A 21,849-nucleotide genomic window follows, 5' to 3' on the forward strand; every position below is an offset into this window, starting at 1 on the left:
GCTCATTTGTTTTAAAACTTGCTAGCGAATTGTATTCACTAAATATGGTTTGTTTCTACATAGTAGAAACGCCCTACACATTTGGTTCGTCTTACTTTGTTCAGTTTTCAAAGGTCTAAACTTTGTTGCCGTAACAACTTTTATATCATATCAAGTTGTTAATGTTTTGTCAACACTTTTTTTAATTTATTTTTTTAAAAATAAATTACTATGTCGTAGAAGCAACTCAATGATAATACCATGCAAACATTTGATATGTCAACACTTTTTATAAATTTTTTATTTGAGTTATTTAAGATAAAATAACAATGAAATCAATATACTACTTTTTAAAAAAAAAGTAAACATATTTTTAAATAATTTTTTATTTCGATTTATTTGGTACAATAATAGTATATTAATCTTTTAGGAGGAAATAACATGCAAATATTAGTAGCTGATGATGATAAAGAAATTGTTGAACTATTAAGTATCTATATAAAGAATGAAGGTTATGACGTTATAAAAGCCTATGATGGAAAAGAAGCTCTAAGTAAAATTATTACAAATCCTGATATTGATTTACTTATATTAGATATTATGATGCCAAAAATGGATGGGTTAGAAGTTGTGCGGGAATTAAGAAAAGACTCACAAATCCCTATTATTATGTTAACTGCTAAAACCACGGATATGGATAAAATACAAGGACTGATTACTGGAGCAGATGATTATGTCACAAAACCTTTTAATCCTTTAGAAATTATGGCTCGTGTAAAATCATTATTAAGACGAACTAATATGCAAGTACAAACAGACATTCCTGATTTATTAGAAATTGGCCCGCTCATTATAAAAAAAGATTCCCATGAGGTTGAAACGGATCAAGGGGTAAAAATTCAATTAACTGCTTTAGAGTTTGGTATTCTTTACTTACTTGCTAGCCATCCTAACCGTGTCTTTAGTGCGGAAGAAATTTTTGAAAGAGTTTGGCAACAGGAAAGTTTAGTTTCTGCCAAAACGGTTATGGTTCATGTCAGTCATTTGCGTGACAAGATTGAAGAAGCAACTAATGGAGAGAAAGTCATTCAAACAGTTTGGGGGGTAGGTTATAAAATTGAAGGATGATGAAAAAAAGACGCGTATTAAACTTACCTCAAAAGAAACGAGCGAATTAATCATTGAGGGAATTATTACGGTCATCTTACTTATTCTTCTTAATTTAGCTTTGTTTATCTTAATTGATCAGATTGTCAATACCTCTTTACCTATTGACCAATTCATGTGGCACATTCAGTACAATATATTCTACGATCCACGTCCACCTATGTTTTGGCAACGTCCTTTAATTTTTATGATGATCGTGGCAGATATTATTGTATTATATTGGCGATTGATTAGACGATATAAACAGATGCAACAACAACATATCATTAGTGAATTACACTATATCTCTAATGGCCATTATGATCATCGAATTCCTTTTGAATTAAAAGGGGACTTAGGTCGACTCATTAAGAGTATCAATGCTTTGGTAGATAGCACTGTTGAAGCATTAGAGGAAGAACGACGCATTGAACAATCAAAGGATGAACTGATTACCAACGTCAGTCACGACATCAGAACACCCTTAACATCAATTATCGGATATTTGGGTTTAATTGAAGAAGGAAAATACAACAGTGAAGAAGATTTATTGAAATTCACTCACACAGCTTATTTAAAATCGAGACAAATGAAAGTACTAGTCGACGACTTATTTGAATATACAAAGGTTAGACAATCTAATGTTCCTCTAAACGCTATGACCTTCGATATGAATCAATTGATTGGCCAACTAACAGTAGACTATGAATTAGAAGCGTCGAAAAAGAATCGGGTCATTGATTTTTTACCACAAGAAGATACCTTAATGATGACTGGTGATACAGAAAAGCTAGTGCGTGTTTTTGACAACCTTCTATCTAATGCACTCAAATATGGTGTGAATGGAACACAGATTATCATCACATCAGAAAAAATTGGTAGTGAAGCCATTATCGTCGTTAAAAATGATGGAGACTCTATCCCCCAGGAATCTTTAGACCACTTATTCGATCGGTTTTACCGAGTAGAAGAATCTAGATCTCAACAAACAGGTGGAACTGGGCTTGGTTTGGCTATCGCTCAAAGTATTGTAGCGCTACATGGTGGCTATATTTATGCTACATCAAATAATAACTGGACATCATTTACCATACATTTACCATTAGAAACAACTAGCCATTCTTGATTTTTTTGTGCTCTTTAATGAAATCTATTGTTTTCTATCGGTTAATTTGTTAAATTAATTGCAGTTAAAATATTAGGAGATTATTTATGACGTTATTCAAGAAAAAAGCACGTGTGCTATTTTTTCTGATAGCAACACTTTTATTTACTGTTCCTATATCAGTTTTTGCTGAACAATCGTCTTTCGATATACCTGCAAAAGCAGCAATTGCGGTAGATTTTGATACTGGAAAAATTCTATATGAAAAAAATAGTAACGCACCTCTTCCCATTGCTTCGATGACAAAATTATTATCAGCATACTTGGTATATGACGCAATAGATACAGGGAAAATAAAGTGGACGGATACAGTACCATTTGATGATGCTTTGATTAAACTGACAGAAGATCCTGATTTATCCAATATTCCAATCAAAAAAGAATTAACTTATACAGTTGAAGACAATGTAAACGCCATGCTCATTTCTTCTTCAAATGTTTCAACAACTGCACTTGCTAGACTTATTTCGGGTAGCGAGCAAGCTTTTGTTGACAGTATGAATCAACAAGTTAAGGATTGGGGTATCACTGATGGTATATTTATTTCTGCCTCTGGATTAGATACACAAGACCTTGCAGAAGCGGATCGTTACCCAAACTCTAAGCCAGAAGATAGTAATATTTTATCCGCTAAAGATATGGTAATCATCGCAAGACATCTTATTTCAGATTACCCTGAAGTACTAGATATTACCAAGCAATCACATTACACCCTATTTCAAGGGACTGATAACGAAGAAACTTTCTGGTCATCTAATTTAATGTTACCAGATTTGTATTACTATACTGAAGGCGTTGATGGACTAAAAACAGGGACAACCCCAAATGCTGGGGCATGCTTTATTGGTTCAACCATACAAAATGGCCATCGTATTATTACTGTCGTGATGAATGTTGATGAAGAATATAGCCGATTTGAAGTCACGAAAAACTTACTTAACTATGTGGATACCAATTGGGAATATAAAACCGTAGTAAGTAAAAACGATAGTGCTGTGGTTAATAGTATTGATATACCCAATGGTAAAACGGAAACTGTCCCTCTAATCTTAGCAGAACCCATATCATTATGGGTCAATAAAGAGACGACTGAACTAAAACAAGTTTTTGCTTCAACTAAAGATACGGTCTCTGCTCCTCTTAAAAAAAATGAAGTAGTAGGCCAACAAATTGTATCAGATAGTGCAGATAAATTAGGTTATCTAAGTGACACAGACAAACATGACGCCACCGGTAAAGTGGTCACAAAAACAGACGTACAAAAAGCAAATATTTTTGTAAGAGTATGGCGTTCTTTGAAAAACAGCATACATTAATGCTGTTTTTTTATTGATTAAGTCAAAATATAAAATGAGGAGTACCTTATGAAAAAATCACGTATAGCTTATGACAGGTTAAAAAGAAAACAAAAATGGATTGGTTTATTATTCTTTATTATTGGAGTGCTCATAAGTGCTAGCATTTTAGTCACATTATTTGTTATCTATCCTGATGAATTAACTGCTATTGTAAAGAATGATAAAACAACCACTCAAACAACCGTATCTTCTGAAACAAAAGAACTAGCTCAATCGACTAGTCAGTCTTCTGATACAGAAAAAAAAGAAACAACTTATGTCCCTAGAACAAACTTTGATACAACAGCAGCAACTCCTTTGCTTTATCAACCATTAAAACAAGCCTTGGAGCAAAATATCGCCTCAAGAGAACTCTCAGGGACGCTATTAGCCATCAAAGACAATCAAGTAGTTATGTATAATTCATTTGGCTATGCCAAAGACGTATCATGGAAAGCTCAAGAAAGTACCTATATGATAGCTTCTATACAAAAGTTTTATACTGCTCTTCTTGTTTCAACTTTAGTATCAGAAAAAAAATTAACATTAGATACAACACTAAATAAATTTTATCCAGAAATTCCTGGAAGTGATCAAATCACGATAGATACTCTTTTATCTATGACATCTGGATTAAAATTGGATACAGGAAAAGCCCCAACTTCTATCAAGACGCAAAAAGAATGGGAAGAATATGTCTTAAAAAATACCACTCGACAAAATTCAACCGAATGGGATTATTCTCCTGTAAACTTCATTTTACTGGCTATGATTGTTGAAAAAATAACTGGACAAACATACGAAGAGTATTTTAATAAGACAGTAAAAGAACCTCTTAATTTAGAACAAACTGGTTTTTATACAGATTTGTCTGATAAGAGTCATTTAGTACCGGTCTACGAAGAAAATGGAACTCCAAGAAAAAGCGACATCCCTGACTATGCTTATGTCAGAGAATTAGGTACAGGAAATATGTTTGTTTCACCGAAAGATTTTGCTATTGTTGTTCAAGCAACAATGGATGGAAAATTTGGTGATTTGAATGTCTTTAAATCTGTGTGGCTCAAAGACTTACCTTATGGAACAACCTACTATAAATCTGGTCTTTACAGAAAAGTCCTTGATGAAAATGGTCCAACTATCTTTTGGGGACACGGTATTTTTAGAGGGTACGAACCAACTGTTATTTTTAATAATGATGCCAGTGATATGATTATTTATTTTAGTAATCAATACTTAACCAATAAATCAAATACTATTGCAACGAAAGAATTTTATGATATTATTTCTCAAAATGTTAATTTTAATCAATAAAGGAGTTCGCCAAATAAATGGATATAACACGTCTCATCGAGTTATCAAAAAAAGAACCGAAATCTCTTGCAGAAATGGGATTAAAACTAGCCGAAGAAACTGGTGAAGTCTCTGAGGCCATCTTAAAGTATAAAAAAGCGAGTGGTAGCCAGTATAAACATGGAACACTTGATGACTTAAAAGAAGAGTGTGCCGATACTTTACTTGTTGCCTTATCTTTATATTTTCAGCTAGATGATAGCTCAATTAATGAATTAGAAACTCTCCTTATGAAAAAAGCGGATAAATGGGAAAAACATATGCAATAAAAGAAAAGTTGACAGACTTCTGAAAACTAGCTATAATTTTGCTAAATAAACAAATTGTGAAAGACTAGTATTTATATTGCTTGTTTTAAGAGAGTTAGCGGTTGGTGTGAGCTAATAACAACAGATAAAGAATCCACTTTCTAAGCATTTCTAGCGAACTCTATGCACTAAGCTAGAACGGGAAAAGCAATCCGTTAACATACTTACTTAGAGACAATATCTATTGTCTAAAATTTGGGTGGTACCGCGAATTCAATCTCTCGCCCCAGAAAATCAATTGATTTTCTGGAGTGAGAGATTTTTTTATTTTAAAAATTTAAGGAGGAAATATCATGTTAGATTTAAAATTTATACGTCAAAATACTGAATTAGTTAAGGAAAAACTCATGACCCGCGGAGTAGATGGAGAAAAAATTGATGAATTTATCCGTTTAGATCAAGAACGTCGTGATAATTTAGTAAAAGTTGAAACACTAAAAAAACATCGTAACGATGTGTCTCAAGACATTGCAAAACTAAAAAGAGAAAAACAAAATGCTGATGATAAAATTCAAGAAATGAAACAAGTCGGAGAGGATATCAAAGTTTTAGATGAAAACATCAATGCGATTGATGAAAAGTTAGAATATATTGCTCATACACTTCCTAACCTTCCTGCTGAAGGTGTTCCTGTTGGGGAAGATGAAGAAGAAAATATTGAATTAAGAAAATGGGATACTCCTAGACAATTTGATTTTGAACCAAAACCTCATTGGGAAGTAGCGGAAGAATTAGATATTCTTGATTTTGAACGTGGTGCTAAAGTATCTGGTAGCCGTTTCCTTTTCTATAAAGGTGCTGGGGCTAGACTAGAACGCGCGGTATATAACTTAATGCTAGATACTCATATTTATGAACACGGTTATACAGAAATGATTCCACCATATATCGTGAATGACAAATCTATGTTTGGTACAGGACAATTTCCTAAATTTAAAGAAGATGTTTTCCAACTAGAAAATTCAAACTATACATTAATCCCCACAGCTGAAGTGCCATTAACAAACTATTATCGTGACGAAATTTTAGATAATGATGCACTACCTGTTTACTTTACTGCTTTAAGTCCAGCATTTCGTTCTGAAGCTGGAAGTGCCGGGAGAGATACTCGTGGATTAATTAGATTACATCAATTTAACAAAGTAGAGATGGTTAAATTTAGTAAACCGGAAACATCTTATGAAGAATTAGAAAAAATGACCAATAACGCTGAAGCCATTCTACAAAAATTAAACTTACCATATCGTGTCATTGTATTATGTACTGGTGACATGGGATTCTCAGCTGCGAAAACATATGATATCGAAGTCTGGATTCCAGCTCAAGAAACGTATCGTGAAATCAGCTCTTGTTCTAACTGTGAAGATTTCCAAGCTAGACGTGCAAAAATTCGTTACAGAGATGAAGAAGAAAAAGTTCAATACGTCCATACTCTAAATGGTTCTGGTTTGGCTGTTGGTCGTACGGTTGCAGCTATTTTAGAAAATTATCAAAATGAAGATGGCAGTGTAACAATACCTGAAGCTCTTGTTCCTTACATGGGTGGAATGACTAAAATTACAAAATAATAAAAAAGCTCCTCCGTTTAGTTTCATTTTAAATGAATTCAACGGGGGAAATTTTTTTATTGTTCCAGATATTGTGTTACTTGCTCAACAGATTGTCTAAATAATAGGTCTTCTTTTTTCGTTAAGTCTAAAGATAATGCTTTAACAATACCTCGTTTACCTAAAACTGCGGGATAACCTATATGAATATTATCTTTTTCTTGATAAATCGACAAAGGATAAATCTTTTTTTCATCTTTTAAAATAGACTGAATCAACCTAGATGTAGTTGAAGCTATCCCATAACTTGTCCAGCTTTTACGTTGATGGATTTCCCATCCCCCTAAACGAGTAGCCTCTTTCATTTCTTCTAACTCATCTTCTGATAATGACACAACGTCTAACAATTTTTGTGTGCCTACCATCACTGTAGACCATGCGACAAACTGACTTTCTCCATGTTCACCTAACACATATCCATTGATAGATTGACCAGAAACACCTAATTTTTCTCCAACAATACGTTTCATACGATTAGTATCTAAACTCGTACCGGTTCCAATCACTCGATATGCTGGAAAACCACTTTCTCGGTGAACAAGGGTTGTAATGACATCACAAGGATTAGTTATCACTAAGAATATTCCTTTAAATCCACTAGAAACAACTTGCGGGATAATCTCTTTCACTGCTTGCTTATTATCGTTTAATTCCGACACTCTGTCTTCGTTATCAATAGACTGACTACCTACACTAATGACTATAATATCCGCATCATTTAAATGGCGATACTCATGTAACAAAATAGTTGTTTTTACCTCTGTCATCATCATGCTATCTGTGAGTTCTAAATATTCTGCCATCACTTTTTCTTTGTTTTTATCAATTAAAACCAATTCATCGACTTGCCCTTTTGTACATAAAGTATAAGCAATATCTGATCCAACATGCCCTAATCCAATAATTCCTACTTTACTCAAATATAATCCCTTCTTTCTAAAAAAAGAGGTAGGAAAATCCCGACCTCTTTTAATCTATTTTATGAAATTGAATAGTTTGGTGCTTCTTTTGTGATTTGTACATCATGAGGATGAGATTCTCTTAGACCAGCACCACTCATTTCAACAAATTGCGCATTATCTCTTAACTCTTTTAAGTTTCCTGCACCTACATATCCCATTCCAGCACGCAAACCACCTAGCATTTGGAAAATAATATCTTGAACACTACCTTTGTAAGCGACACGACCTTCAATACCTTCAGGAACTAATTTATTTGCTTCATTAACAGAACTTTGGAAGTAACGATCACTTGATCCTTTTTCCATAGCTCCTAAAGAGCCCATTCCACGATATGTTTTAAAACGACGACCTTGGAAAATTTCAAATTCACCAGGAGATTCATCTGTTCCAGCTAACATTGAACCTAACATGACAACATATCCACCAGCAGCTAATGCTTTTACAATATCTCCAGAGTATTTAATACCACCATCAGCGATGATTGTACGACCATATTCACGAGCGACACCTGCTGCATCATAAATAGCTGTTAATTGTGGGACACCAACACCTGCAACAACACGTGTTGTACAAATTGAACCTGGTCCAATTCCGACTTTTACAACATCTACACCAACATCATATAATGCACGTGTTGCTTCAGCAGTCGCAACGTTTCCTGCAATTAATGTCACATCTGGAAAGGCATCACGTATTTCTTTAATTTTACGGATTACCCCCGCACTATGTCCATGAGCAGTATCAATAACTAACGCATCAACGCCTGCTTCAATTAAAGCGCCAGCACGCTCAAATGTATCACTTGTTACACCAACAGCTGCAGCAACTAATAAACGACCATGCTCATCTTTTGCGGCATTAGGAAATTCAATCACTTTTTCAATATCTTTAATCGTAATTAAGCCACTCAAACGTCCTTTAGCATCTACGATAGGTAATTTTTCAATTTTATGTTGTTGTAAAATATTTTCTGCATCTTTTAAAGATGTTCCAACTGGCGCTGTGACTAGTCCCTCTTTAGTCATAACATCCCTAATCATTAAATTATAATCCGTCACAAAACGTAAATCACGGTTTGTTAAAATACCAACTAATATTCTATTTTCTAATGTATCAACAATGGGTACACCACTAATACGATATTTAGCCATTAAATGTTCTGCATCACTTACTTTATGTTCTGGAGTTAAAAAGAATGGATCAATAATCACACCACTTTCAGAACGTTTTACTTTGCGTACTTCATCTTTTTGTTGTTCCACACTCATATTTTTATGGATAACACCTAGACCACCTTGTCTAGCCATAGCAATAGCCATTTTACTGTCTGTCACAGTATCCATACTGGCACTCATAATTGGAATATTCAACTTAATCTTAGATGATAATTCAACACTTAAATCGACATCGTTTGGTAATACATGACTTTCTGCTGGAATTAATAGAACATCATCAAATGTATACCCTTTTTTTGAAAATTTAGTTTCCCAATTTGACATTAGAAATTCGCACTCCTTTAATTTTGTTTTATTAACAAACTTACCAAATAATCTGCTATTCGTCAATGTTATAAAATGAAAAAAAGCTAAAACAATTTTTCTAATAAAATTGTTTTAGCTTACTATTAGTTACTAAGGACGTAAAAATAAACTTCCTTGAATATTATATTTTTTCTTTAATAAATAGCGAACACCAAATGCTGCTGCACCTAGTACAATTGTAATAACAGGATCAAGAGATGGGTTGATTGCTCTTGGAATAAATGCCGAAAGTGAAAAGATCATTAACCACGGAATAAAACATAGTGCCATGATTCCACCTGTTTTCCAAACGCCAGGACGTTTACTTTTATCCGCACCAGGCATATCGTAAATGTAAATATAACGGTAGATAAGATAAAACGATAAACCACCTGACATAGCACCAATAATAATGCTCAAGATACCTTGAGTTGGTTGCGGTGTTTTAGAAATCATCGTTAATACACCAGTCATAACAGCTAAAAATGTAAACAACAATAAACTATTATCTAGCCACATCGAAGCAAAATTAGTTTTCGGTGGCGTTGCTGGTTTTGTGGTAACAAACACGACAGCTTCCGTTGGTGTCCCATATAATTGTTTAGCGGTTATTCCTGTTTTTTGTCCTTCAACTAATGCTTTTAACATGGTGTTAAAGGCTTCTATTTTTTGACGTTCATCAATCACTACACCATCATCTAATAATTTATTTAAATCAAACATAAATTGATTATTTTTTTTCGTTAATTGTTTTTCTAACTCACGATTTTCTGCGACTTTTTGTTGTAACTCTTCATTTGTTAACTCAGTCATTGTTGTCACCTATTCTTTCCATTAAACATTAAAACGGAAGAGCATTACATCACCATCTTGAACAACGTAATCCTTTCCTTCTAAACGCACACGACCAGCTTCTTTAGCTGCATGCATGCTTCCGTATTCTTTTAAATCAGTGTAAGAAACTGTTTCCGCGCGAATAAATCCTCGTTCAAAATCAGTATGAATAATACCAGCACATTCTGGTGCTTTCATTCCCACTTTAAATGTCCAAGCACGTACTTCTTGTTCACCAGCCGTAAAATAAGTAGCTAGCCCTAATAAATGATAAGCTGCACGAATTAATTTATCTAAACCAGATTCTTCAATGCCTAATGCTTCAAGGAAATCTTTTTTATCATCTTCATCAAGCTCTGCTATTTCTTCTTCTGCTCTAGCACATACAGTAATGACTTCTGCATTTTCAGTTGCTGCGAATTCTTTTACTTTTTTGACATAGTCATTATTTTCTGTATCTGCTATTTCATCTTCCGCTACGTTTGCAACATACAGTACAGGTTTTGTTGTTAATAAAAATAATCCTTTAACAATAGGAAGTTCTTCATCTGTGAAGTCAATTGATCTAGCTGATTTACCTTCTTCTAAAACAGGCTTAATTTTTTCCAATACTGCTAATTCCGCGACAGCTTCCTTGTCTTTTGTTTTAGCAATTTTTGATACACGTGCAAAACGTTTATCAACTGACTCTAAATCTGCCAAAACAAGTTCTAAATTAATAGTATCAATATCTGCTAATGGATCCACACGCCCTTCAACATGAGTGATATTATCATCATCAAAACAACGAACAACATGACAAATCGCATCAACTTGTCGAATATGACTTAAAAACTTATTTCCAAGTCCCTCGCCCTTACTAGCTCCACGAACAATTCCCGCAATATCTGTAAATTCAAATGTCGCTGGAACTGTTTTTTTCGGTTTAACTAATTTTGTTAATTCTTCCAATCGATAATCTGGTACTTCTACCATTCCTACATTTGGATCGATTGTTGCAAAAGGATAATTTGCAGCTTCTGCACCTGCTTTTGTTATTGCATTAAATAAAGTTGATTTCCCAACGTTTGGCAATCCAACAATTCCTGCCGTTAATGACATAGTTATTTTCCACTCTTTCTTTTTAATCTTTAAATTAATCTTCTTTTTTCGCTAATACCTTTTTCATCTTCTTATCAAATTCACGTCGGGGCATCATCACAATATGCTGACAGTTTAAGCATCTAATTTTGATATCCATTCCCATACGAATAATCTCCCAACGGTTTGTTTGACACGCATGTGGTTTTTTCATTTCGACTATATCGCCTAAATCGTACATACTAAACGTCCCTCCTTGATTCATTTTCTACGTGATATATCTTAACATAATTTTATCAGATTCATACTCATTTATCCTATTTTTATAGGTACAATTAATCAAATTCAATATCTAATAAATCTAAAATACGTGTTAAATCTGAAGAAGAAAGATATTCGATTTCTATTTTTCCCTTGCCTTCTTTTTCTTGGATATGAACACTTGTACCAAACTTGTCCATTAATCGCTCTTCACTTTCACGAATATAATACGGCTTCGGTTGCAGCTCTTTCTTTTTAACAAGCTCTTTTTTAGGAATATCATTCATCTGAGTGACAATCTGCTCTAATTGTCGGACGGTGAGTCCTTCTTTAATCGCGCGATTGGCTACGACTAAAATATCTTCTTTTTTCTTCAATCCAAGTAACGTTCTGGCCTGTCCCATTGAAAGCGACTCTTTTTGTACTAAATCTTTAACTACTTTCGGTAATGTTAATAAACGTAGATAATTTGCGATATATGGACGACTCTTACCTAATTTTTCAGATAGTTCTACCTGTGTTAAATCCAAATTTTTCATTAGCATCTCATACGCTTCTGCTTCTTCAAGAGGATTTAAATCTTCACGTTGTAAGTTTTCTAATACTGCAATCTGCATCATACGCTCTTCATCAAACTCACGAATAATTGCTGGAATAGTTTCTTTCCCTGCCAATTTAGATGCTCTAAAACGGCGTTCACCCGCAATAATTTCATAACCCTTTACTGAAGATTTCCTTACAATAATTGGCTGAAATACACCAGACTGTTTAATCGATGAAGCTAACTCTTCTAGAGCTTTTTCATCAAATGTTTTACGTGGTTGATAAGGATTAGGTCTTAATTCTGCTAACGGAATATCTTGAACAGACTCTGACTGAATATCTACTTCTTCAATTGTCGATAAATCTTGGAATAATGCATCAATTCCTCGTCCTAGTCCTTTATTCTGTTTGCTCACGATTCATCACTTCCTTTGCTAATGCTTGATACACTTCTGCACCCCTTGATTTTGGATCGTAATCAATAATCGCTTTCCCATGGCTTGGTGCTTCTGACAACCTAACATTTCTTGGAATAATTGTGTCATACACTCGTTCCCTAAAATAGGTTCTAACCTCTTCTACTACTTCAGAGCCTAAGTTAGTCCTAGCATCATACATTGTTAATAAAACTCCTTCAATTCGCAAATCCGGATTAAAGTGTTTTTGTACCAATCGAATAGTATTTAATAGCTGACTAAGACCTTCTAATGCGTAATATTCACATTGCACTGGAATTAAAATAGAATCACTGGAAGTAAACGAATTAATCGTTAAATGCCCTAATGATGGTGGACAATCAATTAAAATGTAATCATACGTATCTTCTACTTCTTGCAACGCTAATTTTAAACGTGACTCTCTTGCCATCATAGACGTTAATTCAATTTCTGCTCCTGATAATTGAATCGTTGCTGGAGCGATATCCATTCCTTCTCGATTAGTTGGTTGAATGACCTCTTTAATAGGAACTTCATTCACTAACACATCATAAATATCTTGAGATACATCTGCTTTTCTAATACCGATACCACTAGTGGCATTTCCCTGTGCATCCATATCAACTAATAATACTTTTTTACCTGAGTATGCTAAACACGCACCTAGGTTAACTGTTGTGGTCGTTTTTCCTACGCCACCTTTTTGATTTGCTACGGCAATAATCCTAGCCATAATAGGTCCCTCCCTTTTTTCACTGTGTCTAATGACTTATCCGGCACCTTTTATATTAATGGTTTTTTATTAGGTAATCCGGCTTTTCGGGGATATTTATTAGGTGTTTGTTTCTTTTTATCTATTTCAATAATAAACCGTTCATCATAGGTAATAGGTAAACTAACTTCTCGCTCTGCCACTACTTTTCCACCCAAAAGAGCAATGGCTTTTTTTGCTTCTAATAATTCTTCTTCACTCTTAGCTGCTTTCATTGCTAAAAATTGTCCACCTTGTTTAACTAAGGGTAAACACAACTCTGCTAACACATTTAGTCGTGCAACCGCTCGAGCCGTCACTACGTCAAAAGACTCTCGATATAATTTGTTTTGTCCAAAATCCTCTGCCCTTGAATGATACAAATTAACCTTATCTAACCCCAATTCTGTTGTTAATTCCGTTAAAAATTTAATACGTTTATTCAACGAATCAACAATCGAAATAGTCATATTAGGGAAAACAATTTTTAAAGGAATACTCGGAAACCCTGCACCTGATCCCACATCACATAACCTTAATCCCTCTTTTGTCATATCGCGTTCAAACGCTAAAGTTAATGAGTCATAAAAGTGTTTTAAATACACTTCTTTTTTGTCTACAATTGCGGTTAGATTTATTTTTTCGTTCCATTCAACAAGGCGTTTAAAATACAATTCAAACTGATTCATTTGTTTATCACTCAACACAATACCTTGTTTTTCCAAACTCTTTTTAAACTCTTCTGGTGTCATTTCTACTCTCCTTCATGTGAAACAATCAGTGTTTCACGGATATGTCCACTTTATCGTATCTATATTAAAAGTTCAATGCTAATACTGTAGTTTTAATAAAAAAAAGCAAACTTAAATAACGAATAAGTTTACTTTTTCTTGTTTTTTATGTATAAAATGTTTCACGTGGAACATTTTTAATTTACACGACTATTTTCAAAATGCTTACGTAAAAAAACAACTATATTTTCACGAATTATTTCACTTTCCTTTATACTAGATAATGTATCGTTTAAAAAGTCTTCAATTATTTCATTCGTTACTGATTCATAGCTAAAATAATTAAAACGTCGTTGCTGAAAATCACGTAAATCTTCAATTATGTGCTTAAACTCATTAAATAGTGGTTCTTGAATAAATGGTTCATATTGATTTAGTTGATTATCTAACTCATTGAGTGATTCACTACTTTTAACTACCCCATCTTGAATTAATTTAATATATGTTTTTTCTAAAGTTGGTTCACTATTTTCTTTTAACAACTGTAAGCTTCCTTTAATACTCTTTGTCCTATCTATCGTTTGTTGCAATAAATCAAATAAATTCCAAAACAAATGATACTCTTTTTCATACTGCTTTTGTGTCATAAAAATAAAACTATCTTGTTTTGCTAACATTTTTGCTAGTTCTCTATCTTGCTTTATTTGTTTGCTTTGTATTATTTGCTGCATTTGATACGTTAAAAAAATCGATACACTACTAATCAATACTGCTAATATAGCCAATCCTATTGTCAAATATGCCATAATAGTCACCTCTTCTCAATTATACCAAAACTTCACTTAAATTTTGTTGCTTTTCCTTAACTATTTATATAAAAAGAAAAGACCTATTATTAGGCCTTTTCACTGTCTATCTTTGCTATTTTCCCTTGTTCGATATAGTCTAAATCGCTCTAATTTCATGTATAAAAAAGAAGCAAACTAGAGTATAAACTACTAACTTACTTCTATGTAAATATCATTAATTGTTATTAGTTCTAATATGAATAGCATTCACCATGGCATTCATTTGTAAATCCAATTTATGCGGGCACATAAAATTATCTGCATTAACTATAAAAAATTTTTTTGTATTTTTTCATAATCTTCCATTGCTTTTATTATTATTAGTTTTAAACTTTCATCATCATTGTAATTACCCTCAATAATCGCACAAATTATATCTGTACAATCTTCCTCAGACAAAACATTTGCAGCTAGAAGCACCACTATGTTTTCAGTCACATCAATAAAATCTGAAAGAATATTACTATAACCATTAAACAATAAAAAACCTACTGATAATGCTATTGCACTTCTTTTATTGCCATCTTGAAAGCAATGAAATTTTGTAATTGCTATAAACAAACGAGATAATTTACTTATAAATGTTGGATAATATAAATCATTTTGTATCTGAGTCAATACACTTTCTAAAGTCTTTGGATTGATAATTCCAGAATATGTACTCTCACTAACTTCCATTGTTTTTAAATAAATATCTTGTACCATTTCTTCATTTAAATAAATTATTCTTTTTTCTGTCATAATTATTTATCCTTGAGTCTATCAAATGTGTCTTGCATCATGCTTAGTCGTTTACTTAATTCCATACTCTTTTCTCCGATAAAGCGTTCATATTCACCTTCATCTATAGGTACTATATATTCTTCTAAAGGTAAATGTTTTGCATTTCTAAAAGCAAAATCTCTACTAGCCATCTTCATTCTTGCTTTTTTTATTAAAGGCTCCCACAAAGGCATAGTACTAAATTCATCTATCATTTGATCTAATTCGCTAGATGTTAATTTAACATTCCCCTTCTCTATATACCTAGCTTGCATCATTTCAGACAATCCATTTTCATAAGATGAAACTAAATCAATAATTTCAGAATACATTGTTTCTCTAACTCTATCATTTTTTTCTAATTTTAATATTTTTTTATAATCTCTAGCTCGCTCTTTAAATATTTTTTGATAAATTTTATCTGTGTATATGGCATATTTAACATTTCCCATATCTAAATATTTATTTAAAGCATCCGTATATTTTTTTCTGTAATTTTCGTTGATATATACCGATTGAACATAATCTTCATCTCTTTGGTTAATATACTTTGTGTTTCCTCCAACCTTTGAATTCATAACATCTATAACAATATCCAAAATCGTACTTCTTACTGATCTAGCTTTTTCACTGTTTGTCAAAAGCATAGCGTAATTAATTAACGTACGAAAGCTTGATACGCTTAAATTTGTTACTAGGCGACCGACATCGATGTCGGTCGCTTGCATATTCGCCTTTTCTCTAAATTCTTTTAATTCTTTGCCTCGCAATACTTTTAAATCATTTTTTTCTAACTCTTCCTTATTATCATTAGATAAACGTTCTATTGTTCTAATATCAACTTCAAAAAAATCTGCTATTTGTTGCCGAGTATAGTAAACAACCCCATTCATTTCAATACCTTTCAATTTAAATTGTTTTTCGGCTTCCTTAATTGCAAATCGATTATTTAAGACGTTTTGCCTCTCTACTTGATTCTCCATTAGTTTATTCACAAGTTTTCTCCTTAAACATAGTTAGTGCATGTATATAACCTTTCTTTAAGTATATCAACATACACATCATGTATCAATATTATAAAATATGTAAGTTTTTTTGAGGTTCTACATTCCACCTTTTTCCAACAATCTAAAAGAAAAATGCTATCGTTTTCTATCTAAAAAATATAAGCATTTATTAAGCTGAAAGAACTATTTGTTACTCCGACTCTTTATGAGAATTGCTGATGTATCTTTAGATCAGGAAAAATCACCTATTAAAGAAATGCGTAGCGAGTTTGTTCCCGATGATGATAGAATATTTTTTATAGATTTTGATGATTAACCCTCCCACATGTGCCCGCATAAGATAAGGGAGAGTTAAATATGGCAACATTTAAGCAGTACACTAAAAAGAACGGTACTAAAGCATGGCAATTCCAATCTTACTTAGGTATTAACCCAATGACTGGAAAGCCTGTTAAAACGACTAGACGTGGTTTTAATACAAAAAAAGAAGCCCAACTAGAACTTAATCGGTTACTAGTGGACTTCGAAAATAAAGAATTTAACAGAGATAATAATATCAAGACGTTTGAGGAATTATACCGTATATGGTTTAAGCAACACTCTAAAGATTAAAAACAAACAACCATACAACGAATTAAACAACATTTTGATAATCACATTCTACCTATGTTTGACAGTAAAAGGATTAACAAAATTACACCTTTATTCTGTCAAGAATGTTTGAATGAGTGGTCTGATAAGTTAGCCACATACAAACAATTAAAAACATATACATCAATGGTATTTAAGTATGGTATCTTAATCAATCTTATACAGATTAACCCAATGGAAAGAACCATCACACCTAAAAGAAAAAGAGATTCTACTAAAAAGGAATCTGATAGCTTCTACACTAGACGAGCTTATACAGTTCTTTCATTGTTTAGAGCAGTTAAATGATAAACGAGCATTTACCTTTTTTAGAGTATTAGCATTTCTAGGACTCAGAAAAGGCGAAGCAATGGCTCTTACATGGAAAGACTTTAATTTTGATGATAACACTGTAACCATTAATAAAACATTGGTAGAGCTTCAAGATGGCTCTTATGAAATCAACACAACAAAAACAGAATCATCTAACAGAACTATAAGTATAGATCAACAAACTATTTCTATTCTTAAAGATTGGCGTTCTCACATAAAGAGATTAAAACTATCTCAAGGAATTAGAGATAAGGACTTTGCTAGTAGTTTAGTTTTTTCTAACTCTGTTCTATACCGTTATAATCAATACCTTAGCAAAGCATATCCTAATAATGTACTTGTTGAAGTCAAAAAACATTTTCCAGAAATGAAAATAATTAAGGTGCATGATTTTAGAAAGACGAACGCATCCCTTTTATTCGAATCAGGAGCAAGCATTAAAGATGTGGCTCAACGACTAGGACATCAATCAACTAAAACCACAACAGATATTTATGTAAAAGTGACACCAGCTAAACAGAATCAAACCATCGATATTTTTGAGAAATATATGGCTCTTTAGAAGATATGGCATTCAAAATGGCATTCAATTTAAAATTTGAGATTTTAGACATAAGAAAAAAGGCTTGATACTAAGCCTTTTCACTGTCTATCTTTGCTATTTTCCCTTGTTCGATATAAACCATCAAAATGCTTATATCTGAAGGATTAACTCCACTTATTCGACTTGCTTGAGCAATTGTTTCAGGGCGGATTTTTTCTAATTTTTGAACTGCCTCTGTTGCTAAGCTGTTTATTGCCTTATAATCAATATTTTCTGGGATACGTTTTGCTTCCATACGTTTTAATTTTTCAACTTTATCTTTTGCTTTTTTAATGTATCCTTCATACTTCACTTGAATTTCTACTTGTTCAATCACATAACGAGGTAATTGTTTTTCTGGTTTTGGGATAAATTGACTCAAATCATGATAAGTAATTTCAGGACGTTTTAGAAAATCGCGTGCTAAAATCCCATCTTTTAGTGGAGCCAATTCTTTTTCTTCTAAAAATGCTTGAATGTCTTTTGTTGGCTTCAAACGAATTTTTCCTAAACGTTCTAATTCACTTTCTACCATCTCTTTTTTCTCTTGGTATTGATTGAAACGTAATTCATCAACCAATCCAATCTCATGTCCCATTTCTGTTAAACGTAAATCAGCGTTATCATGGCGTAATAGTAAACGATACTCTGCACGAGATGTTAGCAGTCGATAAGGTTCATTTGTTCCTTTCGTTACCAAATCGTCGATTAACACTCCGATGTACGCATCACTTCTTTTTAAAATAAATGGTTCTTTGCCTTGTATTTTTAAGGCAGCATTTATTCCTGCCATTAATCCTTGACAAGCGGCTTCTTCATATCCTGATGTTCCATTAGTTTGTCCTGCTGTATAAAGACCTGAAATCTTCATTGTTTCAAGTGTTGGACGTAATTGATGGGGCACAACGACATCATACTCAATCGCATAACCACTACGCATAATTTTCGCTTTTTCCAATCCTTCAATGCTCTGAACCATCTCTTTTTGGACATCTTCTGGTAATGAAGTTGACAAACCTTGAACATAGACTTCTTCAGTATGTTCTCCTTCTGGTTCTAAAAAGATTTGGTGGCGAGGTTTATCACTAAAGCGAACGATTTTATCTTCAATCGACGGACAATATCTTGCCCCTACACCTTCAACAATTCCTGTAAACATTGGAGCACGGTGTAAATTGTCTCGAATAACTGTATGTGTATTTAAGTTTGTATAAGTTAACCAACATGGTAATTGATCGGTACGGTACTGATCATCTGTGCTTTCAAAACTAAAATGGTTGGGTTGTTTGTCCCCTGGTTGTTCTTCTGTCACTGAATAATCAATCGTACTTGATTTTACTCGTGGCGGTGTCCCTGTTTTAAATCGTTCTATCTCTAATCCAATTTCTTTTAAATTATTTGCTAACCCAATCGACGGCAATGAGTTATTCGGACCGGAAGAATACTTCAATTCACCAATAATAATTTCACCACGTAGCGCTGTACCAGCAGTAATAATAACTGCTTTACTTGTGTATTGTGTCCCTGTACTTAGCTCAACCCCATAACACACATCATCTTTAACTAATAATCTTTCGACAATACCTTGTTTGACAACTAGATTATCTTCTTTTTCTAATGTGTGTTTCAATTCAGATTGATATGCATGCTTATCTGCTTGAGCGCGTAACGCTCGTACAGCAGGTCCCTTACCAGTATTAAGCATACGCATTTGAATATAAGTCTTATCAATATTGCGACCCATTTCTCCACCAAGCGCATCAATTTCACGAACAACTACACCTTTAGCAGGTCCTCCTATTGATGGGTTACATGGCATAAAACCAATCATATCTAAATTCAATGTCACAAGTAACGTACTCATGCCCATTCTTGCCGCAGCTAATGAGGCTTCTGAACCTGCATGTCCTCCACCGACAACAATGACATCATAATCTCTCATTTCAATATTTTCCATTAGTGTTAATCTCCTTATTTTCCTAAACAGAACTGACTAAATAATTGGGTAATTAATTCATCCTGAACATTTTCACCCATAATTTCTCCTAATAAGTCCCAAGCTCTTGTCATATCAATTTGTAATAAGTCTACAGGCATCTCTGACTCTATTCCCTCTAATACCTCATCAAGAGCCATATTAGCTTGTTCTAACAACGACACATGTCTTGTGTTAGAAATATATGTTGCATCCTTTTCAGACGAGTTAGAAGCGAAAAATGTGTCTTTGATTAACTGTTCTAATAAATCAATGCCTCTACCTTCTAAAACTGATATCGGTAAAAATGGTGTTTCACCTAATAAATTTTGTAACTCTTTTTTATCTAATTTATTTGGTAAGTCATTTTTATTTAATAACACAATTCGTTGCATATCTTTTGTTAGTTCAATTAACTCACGATCCATCTCTGTGAGTGCTTCACTTTGATTTAATACCAGTAAAATTAAATCTGCCTCTGATAATGCTTTTCGGCTTCTTTCTACCCCTATTTTTTCAACAATATCTTCCGTTTCACGAATACCTGCCGTATCAATCAATTTTAATGGTACACCACGTACATTAACAAACTCTTCAATCACATCTCTTGTTGTTCCTTCTATGTCTGTTACAATGGCTTTATCTTCACGTAATAAATCATTTAATAGACTTGATTTCCCTACATTCGGGCGCCCAATAATTGCTGTTGCTAGACCTTCACGCAAAATTTTTCCTTGTGTTGCTGTCTCTAACAAATGAGAAATATCTTCTTTTACCTCTAACGCTTTTTCCTTCATAAGTTTCGTAGTCATTTCTTCTACATCGTCATACTCCGGATAATCTATATTTACCTCTACTTGTGCTAACGAAACTAATAATTTTTGTCTTAACGAATGAATTAATTGTGATAATCGTCCATCAAGTTGACCTAAAGCTAAGTCCATTGATTCACTTGTTTTGGCTTGTATTAAATCCATCACCGCTTCTGCTTGAGATAAATCCATACGACCATTTAAAAACGCTCGCTTGGTAAATTCACCAGGTTCTGCTAATCTTGCCCCTTGTCTTAACAACAACTGTAAGACTTGATTAGCTACCACCATCCCACCATGACAGTTTATCTCCACTATGTTTTCACGCGTAAATGTTTTGGGTTCTAACATAACAGAATACATCACTTCATCAATCACTTGATTTGTTTTTGGGTCTTTAATATGCCCGTAATGAATCGTATGGGTATCAACTTTAGTTAAATCTTTTTCTATATAGTTTGTCACGCTTTGAGCAATCCTTACTGCGTCTTCCCCACTTAAGCGAACAATGCTAATGGCTCCCTCACCTGGTGGTGTTGATATCGCTGCAATCGTATCAAACTCTTTTGTAATATTCATTTTTTACCTTCCTTTCTTAAAAAATGCATATAAAAAAGTGCCCACTCCACCCCTTTATTTATCCCATAAGCATAAATAAAAAAGTAGATAAGCACTTTGACTGCTATCTCATTTATAATCATAGAAATAATAGCATACTTTTATAGCTATTGACAATGGATATGATAACAAAAAAAGAAGAGGCTGACCCAAAAGTCTCTAAAATAAAGAAATAAGGATTTAAGAATGAAAATATCATTTTTAAATCCTTATTTTTGAGTTCATTCGTACTTTTCAACTGCCTATAGGCAGTTAATTTCCTTATGT

General features: G+C 33.3%; 22 protein-coding genes and 1 other annotated feature. Of the genes, 9 read left to right on the forward strand and 13 right to left on the reverse strand.

Annotation, left to right across the window (positions count from 1 at the left end; translation table 11 throughout):
- Window positions 1–420: 420 nt before the first annotated feature.
- The 6 genes from croR to serS all read left to right on the forward strand — a co-directional run bounded on the left by croR (window position 421) and on the right by serS (window position 6,856).
- On the forward strand, window positions 421–1,107 hold the full coding sequence (croR, locus tag CBF36_RS10845; RefSeq protein ID WP_125958428.1) for a response regulator transcription factor CroR: 687 nt from the start codon (window positions 421–423) through the stop codon (window positions 1,105–1,107).
- Window positions 1,097–2,251, forward strand: coding sequence for a sensor histidine kinase (locus tag CBF36_RS10850; protein ID WP_125958429.1), 1,155 nt, complete (start codon window positions 1,097–1,099; stop codon window positions 2,249–2,251). The genes croR and CBF36_RS10850 overlap by 11 nt, the downstream gene beginning before the upstream one ends.
- An 86-nt stretch (window positions 2,252–2,337) precedes the next feature.
- Window positions 2,338–3,606, forward strand: coding sequence for a serine hydrolase (locus CBF36_RS10855; RefSeq protein ID WP_125958430.1), 1,269 nt, complete (start codon window positions 2,338–2,340; stop codon window positions 3,604–3,606).
- Between the two features lie 48 nt (window positions 3,607–3,654).
- Complete coding sequence (locus tag CBF36_RS10860) at window positions 3,655–4,941, forward strand: serine hydrolase domain-containing protein (protein WP_125958431.1); 1,287 nt, start codon at window positions 3,655–3,657, stop codon at window positions 4,939–4,941.
- Between the two features lie 17 nt (window positions 4,942–4,958).
- Window positions 4,959–5,249 carry a MazG-like family protein gene (locus tag CBF36_RS10865; RefSeq protein ID WP_125958432.1) on the forward strand — a complete coding sequence of 97 codons (291 nt, stop codon included), beginning with the start codon at window positions 4,959–4,961 and terminating at the stop codon, window positions 5,247–5,249.
- Between the two features lie 45 nt (window positions 5,250–5,294).
- Window positions 5,295–5,520 (forward strand) — a binding site (T-box leader).
- 61 nt (window positions 5,521–5,581) lie between these two features.
- Window positions 5,582–6,856 carry a serine--tRNA ligase gene (gene serS / locus CBF36_RS10870; protein ID WP_125958433.1) on the forward strand — a complete coding sequence of 425 codons (1,275 nt, stop codon included), beginning with the start codon at window positions 5,582–5,584 and terminating at the stop codon, window positions 6,854–6,856.
- A 56-nt stretch (window positions 6,857–6,912) separates the two neighbouring features.
- On the opposite strand, the gene CBF36_RS10875 is transcribed toward serS, so the two are convergent.
- From CBF36_RS10875 to CBF36_RS10925, 11 genes are all read right to left on the reverse strand, one after another.
- The gene (locus tag CBF36_RS10875) at window positions 6,913–7,815 is read right to left on the reverse strand and encodes an L-lactate dehydrogenase (protein ID WP_125958434.1); all 903 of its coding nucleotides are present in this window, start codon (window positions 7,813–7,815) and stop codon (window positions 6,913–6,915) included.
- Window positions 7,816–7,874: 59 nt separating this feature from the next.
- A complete protein-coding gene (gene guaB, locus CBF36_RS10880) occupies window positions 7,875–9,356 on the reverse strand; it encodes an IMP dehydrogenase (protein ID WP_079346431.1) in 1,482 nt (493 codons plus the stop codon).
- Between the two features lie 132 nt (window positions 9,357–9,488).
- Window positions 9,489–10,190 (reverse strand): DUF1129 domain-containing protein, encoded by a 702-nt coding sequence (locus CBF36_RS10885; RefSeq protein ID WP_243638023.1) that lies wholly within the window; start codon window positions 10,188–10,190, stop codon window positions 9,489–9,491.
- 21 nt (window positions 10,191–10,211) lie between these two features.
- Complete coding sequence (gene ychF / locus CBF36_RS10890; RefSeq protein WP_125958436.1) at window positions 10,212–11,312, reverse strand: redox-regulated ATPase YchF; 1,101 nt, start codon at window positions 11,310–11,312, stop codon at window positions 10,212–10,214.
- Between the two features lie 34 nt (window positions 11,313–11,346).
- On the reverse strand, window positions 11,347–11,532 hold the full coding sequence (locus CBF36_RS10895) for a DUF951 domain-containing protein (protein WP_117973727.1): 186 nt from the start codon (window positions 11,530–11,532) through the stop codon (window positions 11,347–11,349).
- 94 nt (window positions 11,533–11,626) lie between these two features.
- Window positions 11,627–12,511, reverse strand: coding sequence for a ParB/RepB/Spo0J family partition protein (locus tag CBF36_RS10900; RefSeq protein ID WP_125958437.1), 885 nt, complete (start codon window positions 12,509–12,511; stop codon window positions 11,627–11,629).
- Complete coding sequence (locus CBF36_RS10905; protein WP_125958438.1) at window positions 12,495–13,265, reverse strand: ParA family protein; 771 nt, start codon at window positions 13,263–13,265, stop codon at window positions 12,495–12,497. Before CBF36_RS10905 ends, CBF36_RS10900 begins: the two co-directional genes overlap by 17 nt.
- Before the next feature lie 50 nt (window positions 13,266–13,315).
- Window positions 13,316–14,035 carry a 16S rRNA (guanine(527)-N(7))-methyltransferase RsmG gene (gene rsmG, locus CBF36_RS10910; protein WP_125958439.1) on the reverse strand — a complete coding sequence of 240 codons (720 nt, stop codon included), beginning with the start codon at window positions 14,033–14,035 and terminating at the stop codon, window positions 13,316–13,318.
- Between the two features lie 176 nt (window positions 14,036–14,211).
- Window positions 14,212–14,820, reverse strand: coding sequence for a hypothetical protein (locus CBF36_RS10915; RefSeq protein ID WP_125958440.1), 609 nt, complete (start codon window positions 14,818–14,820; stop codon window positions 14,212–14,214).
- A gap of 309 nt (window positions 14,821–15,129) precedes the next feature.
- Window positions 15,130–15,603 carry a type II toxin-antitoxin system death-on-curing family toxin gene (locus tag CBF36_RS10920; RefSeq protein ID WP_125958441.1) on the reverse strand — a complete coding sequence of 158 codons (474 nt, stop codon included), beginning with the start codon at window positions 15,601–15,603 and terminating at the stop codon, window positions 15,130–15,132.
- Between the two features lie 2 nt (window positions 15,604–15,605).
- Window positions 15,606–16,619: a DNA-binding protein gene (locus CBF36_RS10925; protein WP_125958442.1), complete on the reverse strand. Its 1,014-nt coding sequence runs from the start codon at window positions 16,617–16,619 to the stop codon at window positions 15,606–15,608.
- Window positions 16,620–16,988: 369 nt separating this feature from the next.
- Between CBF36_RS10925 and CBF36_RS12480 the strand changes: the two genes are divergently transcribed.
- From CBF36_RS12480 to CBF36_RS12495, 3 genes are read left to right on the forward strand one after another with little or no spacing between them, the layout of a single operon-like run.
- A complete protein-coding gene (locus CBF36_RS12480; RefSeq protein WP_243638022.1) occupies window positions 16,989–17,243 on the forward strand; it encodes an Arm DNA-binding domain-containing protein in 255 nt (84 codons plus the stop codon).
- A gap of 54 nt (window positions 17,244–17,297) precedes the next feature.
- Window positions 17,298–17,570, forward strand: a complete 273-nt coding sequence (locus CBF36_RS12490) for a hypothetical protein (protein ID WP_420824014.1) — start codon at window positions 17,298–17,300, stop codon at window positions 17,568–17,570.
- The gene (locus CBF36_RS12495; RefSeq protein WP_243638024.1) at window positions 17,536–18,156 is read left to right on the forward strand and encodes a site-specific integrase; all 621 of its coding nucleotides are present in this window, start codon (window positions 17,536–17,538) and stop codon (window positions 18,154–18,156) included. The genes CBF36_RS12490 and CBF36_RS12495 overlap by 35 nt, the downstream gene beginning before the upstream one ends.
- 70 nt (window positions 18,157–18,226) lie before the next feature.
- Here the strand turns inward: CBF36_RS12495 and mnmG are convergent, their stop codons facing one another.
- The gene (gene mnmG / locus CBF36_RS10935; RefSeq protein ID WP_125958443.1) at window positions 18,227–20,134 is read right to left on the reverse strand and encodes a tRNA uridine-5-carboxymethylaminomethyl(34) synthesis enzyme MnmG; all 1,908 of its coding nucleotides are present in this window, start codon (window positions 20,132–20,134) and stop codon (window positions 18,227–18,229) included.
- 14 nt (window positions 20,135–20,148) lie between these two features.
- Window positions 20,149–21,543, reverse strand: coding sequence for a tRNA uridine-5-carboxymethylaminomethyl(34) synthesis GTPase MnmE (gene mnmE / locus CBF36_RS10940; RefSeq protein ID WP_125958444.1), 1,395 nt, complete (start codon window positions 21,541–21,543; stop codon window positions 20,149–20,151).
- Window positions 21,544–21,849: the final 306 nt, after the last annotated feature.

Source organism: Vagococcus bubulae, from assembly GCF_003950315.1.
GTDB classification, from domain to species: domain Bacteria; phylum Bacillota; class Bacilli; order Lactobacillales; family Vagococcaceae; genus Vagococcus; species Vagococcus bubulae.

Bases quoted from the DNA above. Each gene is read 5' to 3' on its own strand.
- mnmE (WP_125958444.1), bottom strand. From the start codon at position 21,543: ATGAATATTACAAAAGAGTTTGATACGATTGCAGCGATATCAACACCA.
- croR (WP_125958428.1), top strand. From the start codon at position 421: ATGCAAATATTAGTAGCTGATGATGATAAAGAAATTGTTGAACTATTA.
- rsmG (WP_125958439.1), bottom strand. From the start codon at position 14,035: ATGACACCAGAAGAGTTTAAAAAGAGTTTGGAAAAACAAGGTATTGTG.
- CBF36_RS12480 (WP_243638022.1), top strand. From the start codon at position 16,989: ATGGCAACATTTAAGCAGTACACTAAAAAGAACGGTACTAAAGCATGG.
- CBF36_RS10915 (WP_125958440.1), bottom strand. From the start codon at position 14,820: ATGGCATATTTGACAATAGGATTGGCTATATTAGCAGTATTGATTAGT.
- CBF36_RS10895 (WP_117973727.1), bottom strand. From the start codon at position 11,532: ATGTACGATTTAGGCGATATAGTCGAAATGAAAAAACCACATGCGTGT.
- CBF36_RS12490 (WP_420824014.1), top strand. From the start codon at position 17,298: ATGTTTGACAGTAAAAGGATTAACAAAATTACACCTTTATTCTGTCAA.
- CBF36_RS10885 (WP_243638023.1), bottom strand. From the start codon at position 10,190: ATGACTGAGTTAACAAATGAAGAGTTACAACAAAAAGTCGCAGAAAAT.
- CBF36_RS10920 (WP_125958441.1), bottom strand. From the start codon at position 15,603: ATGACAGAAAAAAGAATAATTTATTTAAATGAAGAAATGGTACAAGAT.
- guaB (WP_079346431.1), bottom strand. From the start codon at position 9,356: ATGTCAAATTGGGAAACTAAATTTTCAAAAAAAGGGTATACATTTGAT.
- CBF36_RS10855 (WP_125958430.1), top strand. From the start codon at position 2,338: ATGACGTTATTCAAGAAAAAAGCACGTGTGCTATTTTTTCTGATAGCA.
- mnmG (WP_125958443.1), bottom strand. From the start codon at position 20,134: ATGGAAAATATTGAAATGAGAGATTATGATGTCATTGTTGTCGGTGGA.
- ychF (WP_125958436.1), bottom strand. From the start codon at position 11,312: ATGTCATTAACGGCAGGAATTGTTGGATTGCCAAACGTTGGGAAATCA.
- serS (WP_125958433.1), top strand. From the start codon at position 5,582: ATGTTAGATTTAAAATTTATACGTCAAAATACTGAATTAGTTAAGGAA.
- CBF36_RS10865 (WP_125958432.1), top strand. From the start codon at position 4,959: ATGGATATAACACGTCTCATCGAGTTATCAAAAAAAGAACCGAAATCT.
- CBF36_RS10905 (WP_125958438.1), bottom strand. From the start codon at position 13,265: ATGGCTAGGATTATTGCCGTAGCAAATCAAAAAGGTGGCGTAGGAAAA.
- CBF36_RS10860 (WP_125958431.1), top strand. From the start codon at position 3,655: ATGAAAAAATCACGTATAGCTTATGACAGGTTAAAAAGAAAACAAAAA.